Genomic DNA, 17,418 nt, shown 5'->3' with positions numbered 1-17,418 from the left:
AGAAATACTATATGTAAGCAGATTCTTCAATAAAAAAATTTTCAATAGGATTAAATTTTTGAATTTCTAATTAATTTAATTTTTATCTAAAGTTTATCTAAAGTTTATTTAAAATTGTAACTCCATTATAAAAATTCAATCCTATGACAAATATAACTACAATTTTGTATAAAATTAGGACAAATTTATTTGAGACTTTGTTACTAATAGTTGATCCTAAATATCCTCCCAATACCGCAGCAATTAAAATAAACGGTAATAGTTTTAAATCAATTGGAAGCTTTGTTAAAGATGTAGTAAGCGATACTAATTTCATAAATTGTGAGAAAAAAATAGATGCGATGGAATAAATTGCTGCTCTTTTTGCGCCAAAATTAAATATGAAAATTAATAGAGCAACATTAATTGGCCCCCCACCTATTCCTAAAAAAGTTGATAATGTACCTAAAAAAACACCACTTAATAAAAATAATACATTCTTCTTTTTATTCGAAAATTTCCAGCCACTACTTTTTGTATAAATTAGAGCTAAAATCAAGCTAATAATCACTATAATTATTTGTACTAAATTCAATATATTATCACTTTTCAAAAGTGTTTTTAAATACATAAAAATCCAATCACCAAATTTACCTCCAATCAAAGACCCCATTGATAAATATAATATTTCCCACCAATTTATTTCAATGTCTTTTTTTGCATTCTTAAATGTTGATACAATTGACATAATAAAAACAGCAAAACTAGAATAAAAATTGATTGCAATTAAAGGATCACCACTAAATGCATCCAATACTGGTTTTATAATCACTCCACCACCCATTCCAGATATAGCACCGATGGTATTGGAAAATACAATTATTAATATATATAAAACTGTTTTATTCATATCATCACTCCAAAAAAAATACGCCCACACCGTAATTAGGGTAAGAGCGCTTTTTTATTTATCAAATCATTTTATCCCTACAATTCTGTGAATATTTCGCTTATTTTTAATAAACTTTTTTTGGGCATCATCATATGAAAGGCCTAATTTCTTCATAATAAGACCAATGGCAATATTGCCATGTGAATCTTCAAAAATCTGCTTTGCTTCTTTACTTGTTACCTTTAAGATTTGTTCAATTATTCCGATAGACCTTGAAACTAACTTTTCATTTGTTGGTTGTACATTAATCATCAAATTTTCATATACATATCCACTTTTTATCATGATTCCTGTGGAAAGAATATTAAGTATCATTTTTTGTGCCGATCCTGATTTCATTCTCGTAGAGCCAGTGATGACCTCGGGGCCAACTAAAGGTGCAATAGCTATGTCACTTTCTTTTGACATTGGACTTTCTGAATTGCAAATAACTGCTATTGTTAAAGATCCAACACGTTCACCATATTTAATTGCTGCAAGCGCATACGGAGTACGTCCACTTGCAGAAAGACTAATCAAAACATCATTTTTAGATAGTCCAACATTACTCAAATCTTCAATTGCTAATTTTTCTGAATCTTCTGCACCTTCTACAGCTTCAAACATCGCCTTCTTACCACCAGCAAGAATTCCAAAAGCTCTAGTAGGTGGAACACCATAAGTTGGTGTTAATTCAATTGCATCTAATGCACCTAATCTGCCTGATGTTCCAGCACCAATATAAATTAACCTTCCACCCTTGCTAAATTTATCTGAGGCTTCTTCAATGGCCTTGCCTATTGAATCTGTTACTTTACTTATGGATTCAGCTACATTAAAATCTTCAGAGTTAATAAGTTTAGCTACTTCATAACCATCCATACTACCAATATTTATTGTATTAGAATTTCGCGATTCAGTCTTTAACTTTGAAACACTTTCTAAATCCATATTTATTCTCCTAATCATCTTTCAATTTACTTATCAAATGATTCGTTCGTATTGCCGATTCTTTCATTTTGCCATATCTCTTTTGCATAACGCTGATAAAAAGTAGATCCGTTACATACATGGTAGAAAGCTTAGATGCTATGGCTGCTACACGAACTGTTCTTTCATTATCAGGTACAAGTAAACATACATTGCTGTATTTAATAAGCGGTGTTTCTTCATCTCTAGTAATAGATATTACTGGAATATTATGTTTTTTTGCGTACTCAGCACCAACATTAACTTCTTTTGTCTTACCAGAATATGATATTGCTAAAACTACATCATTTTCATTAGCATTTGTCAGAAATTCTAAGCTCATATGTGCATCAGTTTCATAATAGGTGGAGATACCGTAGCGATTAAATTTATGATAAAGATCATAAGCAATTAACCCAGAAGTACCAACTCCTAAAATGTGAATATTGTTTGCTTTATTGAGTAAGTTGACTGCGCTATCTAAATATTTATCTTTAACTAATGCATATGATTTCTGAACAGTTGACGCGTAAACCTGTTCCAATTTTTCCGACATTATTTTTGTTGTATCATTTTTCTCAATAACAGTTTCAACAGGAGCCTTTCCAGAAGATAGTTGACTGGCTATTTTAATCTTTAATTCTGAAAAGCTTTCTAATCCTAATTGTTGTGCAAAGCGAACTGCTGTTGCAGAAGAAACACCGCTTTTCTTTGCTAACTCTTTTGAAGTCAGATTAATAACACTTTTGGGATTTTTAAGAATAAAATCTGCAACTAACTTTTGTTGTTTACTTAATAATCTATATCTTTCTTCTATCGTTTCTAGTATCACATAAACCACCGCCTATTATTTTAAAAACGTTGCAATAGAGGCATCGCTTTCACCTGGAACCATTTGAGCTGTTATTTTAATTCCTTCACCAATTAATTCATTAATTGCATCCACATCATCCTGTGTTAGAGCAACTGAATTTTTTATAGATTTAGAACCCGGCTTAGAAGAAATATTTCCCACATTAAATTGAGTTAATCCTATCCCACCATCTATCAAGTTTTTCATATCTTGAATATTACGAGTAATCAAAAAGGCCTTATCGTCATCATACTTACCATTTTTTATATTTTCTATTCCCTTATTGATTGATAATATTGACAATTTGACTCCTGTTGGACGTGCTAATTTTAAAGCATTGATTTGCATTTTGTCATGAACCACTTTATCGTTTACAACAATAATGCGATTAGCCCCCAATAAGTTAGTCCAAACTGTTGCAACTTGTCCATGAATTAATCGTTCGTCTACTCTTGCATGTATTATTGACATTGTTTATTATCCTCCAAAAATAATTTAATTAATTAAATTTAATTAATTATTTACATTCCAAAAATACGTTTTAAATTTCCCAAAATCATTCCTAGTGCAATTAATACAAAAATTAATCTTGTAGAATTCATTTTTTTCTTCCCCAATAACCAATATGAAAACATAACTATAGCCAATGGGATTAATGAAGGCATGATTTGATTTAACATATCATTGATGTTCAATGTTACTTTTCCCATTTTGTATTTCAAATCTAATGAATAAGTTATGACTGATGGTATAAGAGCTCCAACTACTGTTAATCCGAGGATTGATGCTCCTTCTGTCAGTGTTTTCATACGTCCAGCAAACTCTGTTGCCAACTTTGTTCCCTGACGATATCCAATCCAAGTAAACTTATATCTTAGCCAAAGGATAGCCAGGCCGGCTACTATAGGTAATAATAGTCCTAACGCAGATCCTGAAAGAGCCATGTATGATGCAATTGAAAACACAATCGCCCTATAAATAGCCAGAAATATAGTATCTCCAACGCCTGCAAATGGGCCCATTAAACCTGTTTTTAAACCAACAATTGCCTCTGGATCATTCATACCTGTTTTTTCCTCAATACCAAGATCAGCTCCAATAATCAAATGAGACATTGGTTGACTAGTATTAAAAAATCCCAATTGTGTTTTTAAAGCTGTTTTCATTGCCTCTTCATCATTTTTATAAAGAGCTTTTAATGCTGGCATAACAACCCATGAATAACCAAGGCCTTGCATTCTTTCATAATTCCATCCCCATTGAAGTCCAAAAAGATTACGCCAATAAACCTTTTTTATGTCTTTATCAGTTAGTTTAGTCATCAATTTCTACCTCGTCATCGTCAGAATTATCTTCTTCGTTTCCTTTTCCAGAGGAACTTGAATGCTCTGAAGGATTATTTTTAAAAATAACATAAATTGCAGCCATAGCTAACCCAACAAGTGCTGAGCCCAGAATGGAAAAGTTCTTTCCTCCATAAGCCATTAAAACAAAACCAATAATGAAAAATGGAAAATATTTTTTAATTGGAAGATAACGCATCAAAATTGCAATTCCCATAGCAGGAAGGATAGTTCCTGCTGTCTTTAATCCATCCATAAACCACATTGGAATAAAACTATTAATTGCTGAAACAACACTTTGACCAAAGAATAAACCAATAGCAACTGGTAAAATTCGTGAAACAATCCAAGGTATCATACCCCAAATATTTTGCATTTCAACTTTCTTCCAATTTCCATCACTAGCAAATTTATCTGCGCGATGTTGAAAATACGTATTAGCCATACGAGCTAAAATATCAGTTTGAGTTAATAGCAATCCAATTGGAACTGCAAGACCAATCCCATAAGATGCTCCTTTATTAGCTAGGATTGCATAGGCTGTTCCCATAACAGAACCTGTTAAGAAATCTGGTACTGTAGCTCCACCAAATGTTGCAACTCCTAAAGTCATCAATTGTAATGTAGCACCAACCATTAATCCCGTTTTAAGATCACCCATGACAAGACCTGTTAAAGCTCCACCAAATAAAGGCGAATATGGTCCAAGCTGAAGGGATATTTGATCCAATACAGCTAAACTTACATAGATACATAAAACAATAATAATACCTAAAGAAACTGTCATGATAATTATCTCCTTTTTATTTTGTAATCGCTTACCACAATTCGAATTATATAAGCTTTTATACATAAATGCAACACTTTTTCATATTTTTATAAATTTTCAAAATTTATGATTTTTTGTTTCACTATTAAGTAAAATAATAGTTTCATAATTTAATACAATTTGTAAAATTATGAAACTATATATAATCAGTTCTAAACTTTTTGGTGTTGCTGAATAAATCAACACCAAAAAGTTTAGAACCCAAAATGACTCATAAATCACAAAGTATGTAATTTATGAGTCATTTTCTATTGAACATCATCAGGTTTTTCCATCAAGAGCCATAAACCCAAATAAACTAAAATACCTGGGAAAACAGGTGTCAATGTTAGTAGTACATAAATGATTCGTCCCAAAGTAAGATTCCAATCAAAATGATTACAAAGGCCACCAATCACTCCACTTAAAATGCGGTCGTATTGAGATCTTTTTACGGGAATATGCATTTTCTTATCCTCCAATATTTAGTAATCTGGATTTTCCATTAAGAGCCAAAGAACTAAGTAACCAATAATTCCTACTGCTGTCAGTGCCAAACTTAATAGTACCCAAAGAACTCTTGCAATGGCAGGATTCCAGCCAAAATGCTCGGATAGACCTCCTAAAACACCAGCAATAAGTTTATTATTTTGTGAACGTTTAATCGGTATGTGCATAAGTTGTTTCCCCCTTTATCTATAAATATATAATAATTTATTTTTTGACAATAGTACATTTAATGGACTTACATTTGACTTACAAATTCGTCACTAAAATTAAAAGTCCTTAAAAATTTGTTCATTATACAATTCACTGAATAAATCTTTACGTCCATGAGCTTCCAACCGTTCGTCATCTTGATGAGCCTCTTGTGCCAAACGTGCCATCAAAAAGTAGCAATTAGCTAACATATAGTGCGAATCGTGTTTAGCAATAAACGTAATCCCATCAATCAAGTAAGCCGTCGAATTTTGATAATCGTTCAATTTGAAATAAATCAAAGCTGTCAGATAATAAATAATATTTTGATTTTCGTCATAAGAAAATTCATTCCAATTACGAAAAGCTAAATCAATGTTATCCACAGCCGCAGTGCGTTTGTTTTGGAGAGCATAAATATAACCAATGGCTAAATAAGCTAAACGTGAAATAGTCGTTAAATGAAGATGATTAATTTCTGCCAAAGATAATCTCAAAGACTTCAAAGCCTCATCGATTGCATTAGTTTGCAGCTGAGCCACGCCTAAATAATAATAGTAAGCCTGAATTTGCTTAGAAGTTTCTAAATTATCAAGAACATCTTTTTGATTCAAAAAGTTTAAGAGTTGTTGATATTGGTGTGCGTTACACAACTTGTCGACAATTTCATTAATTTTATCGTTTTGACTAATTTTGAAATTAACCGCCAAACTGATTTCATTCAAGTCGACTTCCAAACGATTAACCAAATTGATCAACAGATTAGCATTGGGGACGTAAATATCATTTTCAATTGCTGACAACATTGATTGCGCACAAATACCATCAGCCAATTCCTTTTGAGTCATTTTCTTTTCTTGACGTAATTCCTTTAAAACCATCCCTAAATTTTTCATATCTTATCCCTGACTTCTACTTTTAATTACCTACTTCAATTTTAGATTAAAATTTAAATAATTGCACAAAAAAAGGATGATACCAAGCAGATATCATTCTTTAAATCAATCAAATATTTTATTGTAAGACCTTATAAGTCCAAGCGGCTTTTTCATATCCGTGAAATTCCGTTTTAATTAAAGCAGCAATTTCTTTTGTACGATATGCTTTTGAAATTTCATTATATGTCGGATTATTTTTATCTTTAGCATTAACAGAAATAATATTTACATAAGGTTTTGACTTAGCAGTTATCTTTTCACGATAGACTGCGTTTTGTGGATTAAGTTTTGCATCACTGGCAACACCACTATTAACACAAGCGGCTGTCACATCATCAAGAGATTTGGCAGTTTGACCAGCATCTAGAGATGAAATCTTGATACCAACTTTATTCTTGGTAATATCTCTTAAACTAGGAATCTTCCTGTTATTCAATTCAATCAAACCAGCACTTTGAAGTAATTGCAAGGCTCGACCTTCATTAGTAACATCATTGGGAATGGCAACTTTATCGCCTTTCTTCAATTGTTTAATATTTTTAATCTTTTTTGAAAATAGAGACATCGGAGCAACCACTGTCTCGCCGATTGAAACAATATTAGTTTTGTGCTTTTTGTTCCAATCACTTTGAAAAGTATACGTCTGGAAATCGTTCATATCGATTTCCCCATTAGCTAGTGCTGTATTAGGTTGACTGTAATCAGAAAATTGTACGATTTTGATTTTTATACCTTTTTTCTTCAAATTCTTTGCAACTTTCTCTAATTCTGGATCATTTGATCCACAAATTCCAACCTTAACAACCTTTTCTTTACTTTGCTTACTTGACTGATTGCCCCCACAACCAGCTAAAACGAATAAACTAAGTGCGGTAATGAACATTAGTAATATTCCCTTAATTTTATTCTTTAGCATGATTATCCTTTATCCTCCAAGATATATATTATTTAATCCCTTAATTTAAGACTTTATAATTCCAAGCTGGACTTTCGAAACCATGGTATTCATCATTAATTACTTTGGCAATATCTTTTGATTGATATGCTTTGACAATCTTCTTGTAAACTTTATTATTTTTATCTTTAGCATTAGCTGAAATAATATTTACGTAAGGCTTTGACTTAGCAGTGATCTTTTCACGATAAAGTGCCTTATTTAAATTCAATTTAGCATCGTTAGCAACTCCACTGTTAACGACTGATGCTGTAACATCTTCAAGCGATTTAGCTGTTTGAGCAGCATCCAAAGCTGAGATTTGTAAATTAAGCTTATTTTCAGTGATATCTTTCAAATTAGGAATCTTCTTGTTGTCTAACTTAATCAAGCCAGCACTTTCAAGCAATTGAAGTGCACGACCTTCATTTGTGGCATCGTTAGGAACAGCAATCTTATCGCCTTCCTTAATTTGACTGAGCTTAGTTATTTTCTTTGAAAAAAGTGACATTGGAGCAATCACGGTTGAACCAAGAGAAACAATGTTTGTATGGTGCTTTTTATTCCAATCATTTTGGAATGTAACAGTTTGAAAGGCATTCAGATCAATTTCACCTTGTTGCAAAGCGGTATTGGGTTGATTGTAATCTGAAAATTCAACGATTTTAATATTGATGCCTTCCTTTTTGACTTTCTTAGCAACAGCTTGAAGAACTCGATCATCTGAACCAGTTACTCCAATTTTAACTGTCGTATCCTTATTACTGCTGGCTTGAGTATTTCCACAAGCAGCTAAGACAAATAAACTAAATGTAGCAACAACTAACAACACTAACCCTTTTATTCTATTTTTCATTCTTACTCCTCCTCAACATAAAAAGACGCTCCTAACTAGACAAATAATTGTCTAAGATAGAAGCGCCTTTGCGCGATACCATTCTATTTCGAAAGTAAATTCACATCTACTTTCCTCAATAACATGTAATTACATGTGTGTACTTTAATGGGTACCAACCATTATCCCCTAAGTATCGGAGATACCAATCACGGATCATTTTCAGCTACAAGTCTGACCTCATCTCAACAACCAAGGCTTTCTGTACAGACTGTGGTAGGTAACCTACTCTTCCGATCAAATTGTTATCTAGTGTTCCAACTTCCGGACGGCAAAGTCACCAATTCCTTGAATGACAAAGACCAGTACCAGAATGAATAACATAGAGACGATAGTAACATCATTTTCAAACCGTTGATAACCAACGGAAATGGCCATGTTACCAAGACCACCACCACCAACAGCACCAGCCATGGCAGTTAGTCCAATCAAACTAATGATTGTTAAAGTTCCAGAACGAATCAACTCCGGCATACCTTCACGCAAGTAAACTCTAAAAATGATTTTAATTGGTGAAAGACCGATAGCTTCAGCCGCTTCAATCACCCCGTGATCGACTTCAACTAGAGCTAATTGAACTTGTCGAGCAAAGAATGGAGATGTACCGATGACCAATGGAACTAAGGCACCTGTAGGTCCAATCGTTTGTCCAACAATCAACTTGGTGAAGGGTCCGATAACCGCTAGCAAGATGATGAATGGAATTGATCTGAATAGATTGACTAACTTATCTAAACAGTTATAAAAATTCTTATGTGGCGTGATTCCATCATCAGCTGTGATTACCAACAAAATTCCCAAGATAATACCGATAATACCGGCAAATAATGCACTGACAAATGTCATATAAAGTGTTTGCCAAATGGCAACTACGAAGCCGTTATCTCCTTCCCAGTTAGCAACAACATTAGGAAGAAATTTATTTACTAAATCTGCCATGAACTATTCGCCCTCTTTCTTTAAACTGACTTCTTTAACGTTAACGTTCAAACTATTCAAATATTGGATAGCTTGTTCCACATTGTCGTCATCACCCGTTAAAGCAAACAACATGATTCCGACAGTGGTATTTTGTAATCTTTCAATGTTACTGAACAAAATGTTAGCTTCAACTTTAAAACGTTTGTACAATTCAACAACGATTGGTTCATTGGTAGAATCGCCAATGTAATTGAGTTCAATCAAACGACCAGCTAATTTATCAACAGTTCCACTATCTCTGATTTCGTCAAGGACTGAACCAATATGAGTTGAAGTATTAACGAAGTCTTTTGTCAATTGTTCCTTTGGATTACCAAAAATTGATAAGAGACTGCCTTCTTCAATCAACTGACCACTTTCCATAACGGCAACTCGATTGCAGATTTGCTTGATAGCGTCCATTTCGTGAGTGATGATTACAATTGTGATGCCAAGTTCTCGATTCAAGCGACCCAACAGATTCAAAATTTCGGTAGTAGTCTTAGGGTCCAAAGCACTTGTAGCTTCATCAGAAATCAAAATTTCTGGATCATTTGCCAAAGCACGAGCAATACCAACACGTTGTTTTTGACCACCAGATAATTGTGATGGATAGTTTTGGGCACGGTCTCCCAAACCAACAATATCTAGCAACTTATCAATTTTTTCTTTACGTTCAGCTTTACTTAAACCAGAATCACGTAATGGAAAATCAACATTTCCATAAACTGTTAATGAATTCATCAAGTTGAAGTGTTGGAAAATCATCCCAATATTTCGACGAGCCTTACGCAAATCTTTTTGATTTAATTCCGTAAGATTTTGATTATTTACAATAACAGTACCTGAAGTTGGTTTCTGCAATAAATTAATTACACGAACCAAAGTACTTTTTCCGGCACCAGAGTAACCAATTACTCCGAAGACGTCACCTTTATTAACATTGATAGAAACATCTTTAACAGCTTCAATCGTTTTCTCTTCATTATTGAAAGTGACATCAATATCTTTTAGCTGAATTATCCCATTTTGTTCTGCCATTTAATAATTACTCCCTTAGTTTACCCAAGAATTGATCAAAGAAATCAATGAAATCTAAGTAGTCTTGAATTCTAATATTTTCGTTTGGTGCATGGTTGCCAGCCTTAGAATAACTGACACCAGTTGAAATAATTGATGCATGTGTGTACTCGTTCAAGAGATACATTGGACCAGTACCAGGGCTTGATGGTAAAGCTTCAACCTTATCTTCACCACCGAAGAAATCTTTAGCAGTTCCAATCAATTTATCAACGATTGGACTGTTTAGGTCCCAACGATATCCTTTTTCACCAAGCAAATACTTAACTTTGATATCTTTAAATCCTTGGTCGTTTAGATATTTTGTTAGTTTATCAAATAAATCATGTGGATCTTGATTAGGAACCAATCGGAATTCCAATTTTGCCTTAGCTGCTTTAGGAGTGACGGTTTTAACACCTTCACCTTCCCAACCACTGCTAATTCCTTCTATATTAATAGTAGGATTGAAAGTTAAATTGTAATTAACCGATTTGTTCTTCAACAATGGAACTTGTAAATCCCATTTTTTCTTTAAATCTGGTGTGATAGCTTTATTAACTAAATCAACTTCTATTTGAGTAGGTTCAACAACATCATCATAAAATCCTGGAATCTTAATGTCGCCTTCTGGAGTTCTCAAAGCATCTAATGCTTGAGCTAATCTCCAAGAAGCACTGTCAACAACTGCAGCAAACGATGAATGCAAATCAATATTAGCTGAAGTAGCTTCTAGTTCAAAACAAAGAACACCTTTGTTACCACCAGTAAAGTTAAATTGTTCTTCTTCATTTTTATAACCTGACTCCCAGATTATCAAGTCAGCTGACAACTTGTCTTGATACTTCTTCAAGTAATCTTCCAAGTGACGACTAGCAACTTCTTCTTGTCCCTCAACTAAGAATTTGATGTTGCAAGGCAAGTCGCCATGTTCTTGACGATAAATCTTTAAAGCTGTGATACGACTAATTAAGTCAGCTTTACAATCGGAAACTCCACGTCCGATAAATTTATCATCTGTTACTTTTAATTCAAAAGGATCTGAATTCCAAAGTTCAAGTGGTTCTTCTGGTTGAACATCGTAGTGATTGTAAATCAGAATCGTGGTATCACTTGGCTCCTTTGGCTTTGCCTCCGCAAAGACGACTGGATATTCAAATTCGTTCCAAATTGTGGCATCGGCTCCAAAATCTTCTAAAGGATTTTTGAGGAATTCGGCTGTCTCAGTAATAGATTGATTCTTTGCTGAAACGGATGGTAGTGCGATATATTTCTTTAAATCTTCAATCGAATTCTGAATTGCTGGATCTGATAATTGTGACATTAGAAAACCTCCTCATTTTTTAACACCTAATTATTAAAGCTTTGCGTTCCAAGCTGGAATTTCATTACCGCCGTAAACCTTCTTGATTTCTTTAGCAACTGCTTTAGTTTGGAAGGCTTTAACAACCTTTTTGTAAGTCTTGTTATTCTTATCTTTCTTTTGAGTAACAATAATGTTGATCCAAGGAATTGAGTTCTTGTTAATCTTTTCAGTAACAACAGCTTTCTTAGGATTCAATTTAGCATCACTTGCAACATTTCCGTTAACGATTGATGCAGTTTACATCACCCATGACACGAGCTGTTTGTGCAGCATCAACAGTAGTGAATTTCAAGTTTAATTTGTTCTCTGTAATATCCTTAGTTGATGGTAATGTCTTGCTATCATCTAATTTTAGAATCTTATTATATTCTAGCAATTGTAATGCACGAGCTTCATTAGAAGCATCATTTGGAATAGCAATCTTATCGCCATCTTTTAACTGACTCAGTTTAGTAATCTTCTTAGAATATAAAGCCATTGGTTGAATAACTGTCTTACCAATTGAAACTAAATCTGTTTTGTGTGCTTTATTCCAAGAATTTAGAAAATCAGTATGTTGATAAGCATTAATATCAACTGATCCTTGGTTCAAAGCTGTATTTGGTTGGTTGTAATCATTGAAAGTTTGAATCTTTAAATTGATACCTTCGCTCTTAACTTTCTTTTGAACAACTTTCCAAATTTCCTCATCTGAAGGATTGATACCAACTTTAACTGTTTTGCCACTATTTTGGTTGCCACAGCCAGCTAATACGAAAATAAATAATGCGGTAAAGGCTAATAATATAACCTTGCTATATTTCTTAAATTTACTCATATCTTTCTCCCACCTTAAACTAATACTTAACCAACTTAATTTATTTATTAAATAAAAAAAGCCGCTTCTAAATAATGAACATTTCTGTTCAAATTTAGAAGCGGCTAAGCGCGGTACCATTCTAATTCGAAATAAGCTTACACTTATTTCCTCAACAACGTACAAAAATTCTATACGCGTGTACTGTAAAGGGTACCGGCCATTGCATCTTTATCCAAAAAAGGATTCAGCGCACCAATCACGGGTCATTTTCATTCAAGTCGTTGCCCTCATCTCAGCAAATAGAGGTTTTCTGTACAAACGGGATTGAATTACTTCCCCCGATCAAATTGTTTAATAAATATCTTTTGTTAATCGTTGGTTAGATAATACAATCTAAATTTTAAAATGTCAATCCATAAAAATCAGATTTTTTTACTAACTTTCTAATTTTATATTTTCATGCCAAGTGTTATTTATAATCTTCTTTTATAAAAAAGCCGATATTGCAAGTGTTTGGCAACACTAGCGTTACGCCTTTTATAACGATAAATTATTTTGACATTTTAAATAAAAAATAAATAAATTACATTATCCTCACAACATTAATTAGAAAAATTAATTAATTGCTAAGAAAAAAGACCTCCCAAATCAATGGGAAATCTTTTCTTGCAATCATCTATATTCTATTTTCTAAATTATGATAATACTTCAACTGAAGCTGTTGTAACACCATATGAAGGAATTTGTGAACTTGGCATAGCAACGTCTAGTTGTTGTGAGTTTGAGTTAGCAAATGTTCCTGTGTCATTAACAGTTCTGTATAGTACGGTACCATCAGATAGAGTAATCTTCAATTGTGTACCCTTAGGGAATACTGATAGGTTAGCGGCAACACCGGAGTAACCCATGTTTGAACCTAAGACAGCTGGATCATAGAAGGAAATCTTAAATGTTCCTTGTGAAGTTCCTGTTGTAGATGAAGTTGCTTGTGTATTAGCAGTTGAGTTTGTTACGTTTTGTTGTGCTTGTGATGCTGTATCAGTTTGTGCTGTACTTTGTTGTGTTTGTGAAGCTGTATTTTGTTGTTGTGTATCTTGTTGAGTTTGTGATGCTGTATTTTGTTGAGTTTGTGATGCTGTATTTTGTTGTTGTGTTGTATTTGTATTATTAGTTGTAGCAGTATTTGTAGCGCCAGGCAATGTTACTGTTTCACCTGGGAAGATCAAGTCAAATCCGCCGACTTCACGGCCATTTGCTTGTTCCAGAGCGGAGATACTAATTCCGTTAGCTTCAGCAATGCTCTTGTAAGTATCACCCTTTTCAACTGTGGCCTTGTTTCCATTTGTAACAGCGGCTTGAGCTGTTGTGTTACCTGAAGCAAGAACTCCTGTCAAAACCATTGTACTTAATAAAGCGATAGATAAAACTTTTTTCATGAATTAATTACATCCTTATATTTAATATTGTTTAGCTCTCTCTCAATTGCTATGATGTTATACTAACAGCTCAGTATTACATGACAACGACTTGCAAGTTACAATTTAGGATTTTTATGTAATTTAAGTAATACTCATGAAATATTATTTTTTTAAGCAAAAATTAAGGTAATTTGGACTTTTATTGATGTGGAGATATATTCATGATATAGTTATATATATGAAGAAAAAACAAACAAGATTGTCCTCAAAACTACTAATAATGTTAGTTGCGTTGGAACTTATCGCATTTAGTTTAAATATGTTCTTCGAACCGCATAGTATTGCAGCTGGTGGAGCCACCGGAATTGCTATACTCTTGCAAGCAGGATGGAAAATCCCAACCTTCATCTCGGTTCTTGTCATAAATATTGTGATGCTAGTACTTGCTTACTTACATTTAGATAGACAAACAACCATTAAATTAACACTTGGAAGTTTCCTATTGCCTTTCCTCCTATATATAACTCCTGTCTACAACTTGATTCCTAGTAGCCGACTGGTTTCTATAATAGTAGGAAGTATCATTTTTGGAATTGGACTTGCAATTTTATATACTTTAAACATGTCCAGTGGTGGTACAACCGTTCCGCCTATGATAATTCATAAGAATTTTGGTATTGATAAATACATAAGTTTATTCATTATTGACGGTATCGTTTGTATCGGTAACATAGTTTTAGCCGATATGACCTCATTCTTATTAGCAGTCATGTCAGTTGGAATTTCAAGTCTCGCTATTAAAGTCTTTGGAACACTCCGACAGAGAAACTTGGTTACACAATAAAGGCGCACATATCAAAGCAGATTGTGTTTTGACATATGCACCTTTTTCATTTCATAAGAAAAGCCATTAACTAATTTTATTGATTAGTTAACGGCTTTTTTTAAATTTTATTTGAGATTTTGCTGATTTTCAGAAATAATTTTATTATTTGAAATATCTATTTTGATAACTGCATCCAATTCCGGATCTGCCTGTGCCAAGTCTGATTCGTAGACTAAAGTTTTGATTCCATCTACATCAGAATATTCATCAGGATCACCTAAGACATCAAGAACCTGATTGTACTTATCACCAATTTGAAGTTGTTTAAAATCATCCAAAGTTAATAGTTTCTTCCTATCTATATCCAAACCTTGAATAGATTTTGCAATTGCTTTGTTATTTTGAACAGTAACTTGAATAGTAACATTATTATTGTCACTAGTACTGTCCCAAGTTAAACTATACAAATCTGCACCAGCTTCAATCTGTTGCATCGAACTAGGCTGACCCAGAAGGTCCATAATAGCTTTCTTACTAAAGCCACGCTTTCCCGTTTTAATAGAATTATATTTTTGAATTAAACTAGGATTCTTTTTCGTCGATTCATTGGTTAAACTCTTACTTTGTTTAGTTGATGCTTGATCAGCTTTACCCTGATAGCCAGAGAAATTAGCAAAATAAGTTGTAGCCGAAACTATTATAAAAATAGAAAAAATCGTGATCCAGAACCAGTTTCTTTTGTAGAAAGGCTTCTTCTCGTTCTTTTCTATCATATTTTCATTCCTCCATCTACACCCAACATTTTAACAATTTTTATGCCAAACAACACCTTTTTAGTATCAATATTTATTTTTAATTTAATCGTTTGGTTTGCTAAAAAAAGGAAAGTTCGCTATTATTACTAGTGGACACTTTGGGGGTGTTCTGGATTCGACATGTGTAGTAGCGTGCAGGCTGCACTTAGGGCCTTGTGTCCCTTAAAAACACACAGTTTATTATAACTGCAAAAAATAATAATTCTTACGCATTAGCTGCCTAAAAACAGTCTAAGCGTGATCCGCTCTAGCTTCGCCCAAGGGTTAGAATCGGGTCTCAAATTAATTGGGCTACGTTTAACTGTGCATTCTGAATAGTTAAAAAGAGATTATCGGAATAGTCATTGTGGCTAGCCTGGTTGTATGGCGTTCATGATGGCGAAACTTCAAATGATACAACTATGAGTGTAGAGGCTTGCATAGCATTATGCTTGGACAGGGGTTCAATTCCCCTCACCTCCATAATAGGAAATCAACCAGTTTTATCAGGGCTTAAAAGCCTTGGTATTACTGGCTTTTTTATTTTCTGAAGTTAATTAAATTTCAAATAAAACATATCAGTGCATATCATTTTGCATATCAAAAACATATCAACGAACTATAAATAATTTTACTGGTTGGGCGGGTGCCATCACATTTCTTATGTGATGGTTTTTTTTTGTTTCCAAAACAACCATATAACTTTAAATTTAATTAATCATCAATGGTTAAATTTCTCCAACATATTCAGATTTAGGAACCAAGATAATTTATAACCTAATTCATTGCAAGAAAATATGTGATCATAGCTAACGACCTCAATATGAATAACGATCATTCACTAAAATAAATGTTTGATGTAGTTCATCATGGAATCGTGATAATAATGGTAAAAACATGGCATTCACTTTGTAAACTTTAAATAATATTCATTAAACTACTTAAAAAAATACCAGTCCTTATTATTTCCTTAATTTCAAAGTAATCAACAATAATAAATTTGTGATCATACCGCTACCGCACCAATCAGGGGGTGCCTGACATATGATGTTATGAATCCTTGAAGTACTAACTAAGCAACAAAAAGATAGCTACCACAATAAAAAAACCTTAGTATCTTTTTACTAAGGATGACACTCTTATTCACTTTTACCAGTTCAATTAAATTACGAATACAGTCAAATTATCTTACTTGCCCAACATACTTGACCATAGAATACGCTCCACAACGATATTTTTATTAAGTGACAATAAAGAGAATCGTTTAAAAATTAAACCGTAATATTTTTTTGCAATTAGGTGGATCTAAGCATTTAAAATGCGTAATTGTAAAATTTAAAGAATCAATACCCCATTTATACAGGTAACGAATGGTTAAAACCTAATATATATAACAATTCAAATACATCCTTTATTAATAAGTAGACTTTTAACACATCGTACCCACGGAAAAGCAACTCTAATGATCACATCATTTTTGGTAGAATCTATTTAATAGCCTACCTCTAGAACAGTGGCAATTTATAAAGGTATAGTAAACTTCCTATAAATCGAATATACGCACCCTACTTATTATCTTTTAGCCCATAAGCATGACATCATATTTTTTCTATTATCTATCAAATTTAAAAAAATGAATCATTCAACAACTTCAATTGTATTTTTAAATTTTACTATTTATTAAGATTCCTAAAAAACAACTTTCATTAATTTAATTGATTGGACTTAAGTCAAATCCTCGGACACGAACTCTATTCTTAATTTAACAAACTGAAGCCGTTGGTTTCTTCGAATTGCTTAGGGGTCATATAGCTTAAAGCACTGTGAATTCTTTTACGGTTGTACCA

Annotated in this window: 17 protein-coding genes, 1 other RNA gene, 1 pseudogene and 1 other annotated feature; of the genes and pseudogenes, 2 read left to right on the top strand and 17 right to left on the bottom strand. The window is 33.1% G+C overall.

Annotated features, from left to right (window positions below):
- Positions 1 to 97: 97 nt before the first annotated feature.
- From FHL05_RS06410 to FHL05_RS06335, 16 genes and pseudogenes are all read right to left on the bottom strand, one after another.
- Positions 98 to 889, bottom strand: coding sequence for a sulfite exporter TauE/SafE family protein (locus FHL05_RS06410; RefSeq protein WP_153522300.1), 792 nt, complete (start codon positions 887 to 889; stop codon positions 98 to 100).
- A 66-nt stretch (positions 890 to 955) separates the two neighbouring features.
- The gene (gene murQ / locus FHL05_RS06405) at positions 956 to 1,861 is read right to left on the bottom strand and encodes an N-acetylmuramic acid 6-phosphate etherase (RefSeq protein ID WP_162000235.1); all 906 of its coding nucleotides are present in this window, start codon (positions 1,859 to 1,861) and stop codon (positions 956 to 958) included.
- A 10-nt stretch (positions 1,862 to 1,871) separates the two neighbouring features.
- Complete coding sequence (locus tag FHL05_RS06400; RefSeq protein WP_153385858.1) at positions 1,872 to 2,711, bottom strand: SIS domain-containing protein; 840 nt, start codon at positions 2,709 to 2,711, stop codon at positions 1,872 to 1,874.
- 15 nt (positions 2,712 to 2,726) lie between these two features.
- The gene (locus FHL05_RS06395) at positions 2,727 to 3,203 is read right to left on the bottom strand and encodes a PTS sugar transporter subunit IIB (protein ID WP_153385859.1); all 477 of its coding nucleotides are present in this window, start codon (positions 3,201 to 3,203) and stop codon (positions 2,727 to 2,729) included.
- A 50-nt stretch (positions 3,204 to 3,253) separates the two neighbouring features.
- Positions 3,254 to 4,054, bottom strand: a complete 801-nt coding sequence (locus FHL05_RS06390; RefSeq protein ID WP_153386344.1) for a PTS system mannose/fructose/sorbose family transporter subunit IID — start codon at positions 4,052 to 4,054, stop codon at positions 3,254 to 3,256.
- Positions 4,047 to 4,862: a PTS mannose/fructose/sorbose/N-acetylgalactosamine transporter subunit IIC gene (locus FHL05_RS06385; RefSeq protein ID WP_153386342.1), complete on the bottom strand. Its 816-nt coding sequence runs from the start codon at positions 4,860 to 4,862 to the stop codon at positions 4,047 to 4,049. The genes FHL05_RS06390 and FHL05_RS06385 overlap by 8 nt, the downstream gene beginning before the upstream one ends.
- 290 nt (positions 4,863 to 5,152) lie before the next feature.
- A complete protein-coding gene (locus tag FHL05_RS06380) occupies positions 5,153 to 5,350 on the bottom strand; it encodes a PspC domain-containing protein (RefSeq protein ID WP_153386340.1) in 198 nt (65 codons plus the stop codon).
- A gap of 18 nt (positions 5,351 to 5,368) precedes the next feature.
- Complete coding sequence (locus FHL05_RS06375) at positions 5,369 to 5,560, bottom strand: PspC domain-containing protein (RefSeq protein WP_153386338.1); 192 nt, start codon at positions 5,558 to 5,560, stop codon at positions 5,369 to 5,371.
- A 99-nt stretch (positions 5,561 to 5,659) separates the two neighbouring features.
- Positions 5,660 to 6,478, bottom strand: coding sequence for a helix-turn-helix domain-containing protein (locus FHL05_RS06370; protein ID WP_153386336.1), 819 nt, complete (start codon positions 6,476 to 6,478; stop codon positions 5,660 to 5,662).
- Between the two features lie 118 nt (positions 6,479 to 6,596).
- Positions 6,597 to 7,436: a MetQ/NlpA family ABC transporter substrate-binding protein gene (locus FHL05_RS06365; protein WP_153386334.1), complete on the bottom strand. Its 840-nt coding sequence runs from the start codon at positions 7,434 to 7,436 to the stop codon at positions 6,597 to 6,599.
- Positions 7,437 to 7,476: 40 nt separating this feature from the next.
- Positions 7,477 to 8,310, bottom strand: a complete 834-nt coding sequence (locus FHL05_RS06360; RefSeq protein ID WP_153386332.1) for a MetQ/NlpA family ABC transporter substrate-binding protein — start codon at positions 8,308 to 8,310, stop codon at positions 7,477 to 7,479.
- 55 nt (positions 8,311 to 8,365) lie between these two features.
- Positions 8,366 to 8,599: a binding site (T-box leader), on the bottom strand.
- Positions 8,599 to 9,288: a methionine ABC transporter permease gene (locus FHL05_RS06355; protein WP_153386330.1), complete on the bottom strand. Its 690-nt coding sequence runs from the start codon at positions 9,286 to 9,288 to the stop codon at positions 8,599 to 8,601. (Overlaps the previous feature by 1 nt.)
- Before the next feature lie 3 nt (positions 9,289 to 9,291).
- Complete coding sequence (locus FHL05_RS06350) at positions 9,292 to 10,350, bottom strand: methionine ABC transporter ATP-binding protein (RefSeq protein ID WP_153386328.1); 1,059 nt, start codon at positions 10,348 to 10,350, stop codon at positions 9,292 to 9,294.
- Positions 10,351 to 10,357: 7 nt separating this feature from the next.
- Entirely contained in the window at positions 10,358 to 11,692 is a 1,335-nt protein-coding gene (locus tag FHL05_RS06345; protein ID WP_153522298.1) for a M20/M25/M40 family metallo-hydrolase, read from the bottom strand.
- Positions 11,693 to 11,725: 33 nt separating this feature from the next.
- A pseudogene (locus FHL05_RS06340) lies at positions 11,726 to 12,551 on the bottom strand (MetQ/NlpA family ABC transporter substrate-binding protein).
- Between the two features lie 677 nt (positions 12,552 to 13,228).
- A complete protein-coding gene (locus FHL05_RS06335) occupies positions 13,229 to 13,969 on the bottom strand; it encodes a DPBB and LysM peptidoglycan-binding domain-containing protein (protein WP_153522296.1) in 741 nt (246 codons plus the stop codon).
- Between the two features lie 220 nt (positions 13,970 to 14,189).
- Between FHL05_RS06335 and FHL05_RS06330 the strand changes: the two genes are divergently transcribed.
- Positions 14,190 to 14,795, top strand: a complete 606-nt coding sequence (locus tag FHL05_RS06330) for a YitT family protein (protein ID WP_162000234.1) — start codon at positions 14,190 to 14,192, stop codon at positions 14,793 to 14,795.
- Positions 14,796 to 14,902: 107 nt separating this feature from the next.
- On the opposite strand, the gene FHL05_RS06325 is transcribed toward FHL05_RS06330, so the two are convergent.
- Positions 14,903 to 15,550 carry a DUF3862 domain-containing protein gene (locus FHL05_RS06325; RefSeq protein ID WP_153386319.1) on the bottom strand — a complete coding sequence of 216 codons (648 nt, stop codon included), beginning with the start codon at positions 15,548 to 15,550 and terminating at the stop codon, positions 14,903 to 14,905.
- 142 nt (positions 15,551 to 15,692) lie between these two features.
- Here FHL05_RS06325 and ssrA point away from each other — a divergent pair.
- Positions 15,693 to 16,057: a transfer-messenger RNA gene (gene ssrA, locus FHL05_RS06320) on the top strand.
- The last annotated feature ends 1,361 nt before the right edge of the window (positions 16,058 to 17,418 follow it).

It is taken from the genome of Companilactobacillus halodurans (assembly GCF_009600995.1).
In the GTDB taxonomy this organism is placed as follows: Bacteria; Bacillota; Bacilli; order Lactobacillales; family Lactobacillaceae; genus Companilactobacillus; species Companilactobacillus halodurans.
Note: the sequence above shows the minus strand (reverse complement) of the source record. Positions and strands in the feature narration are given on the sequence as shown.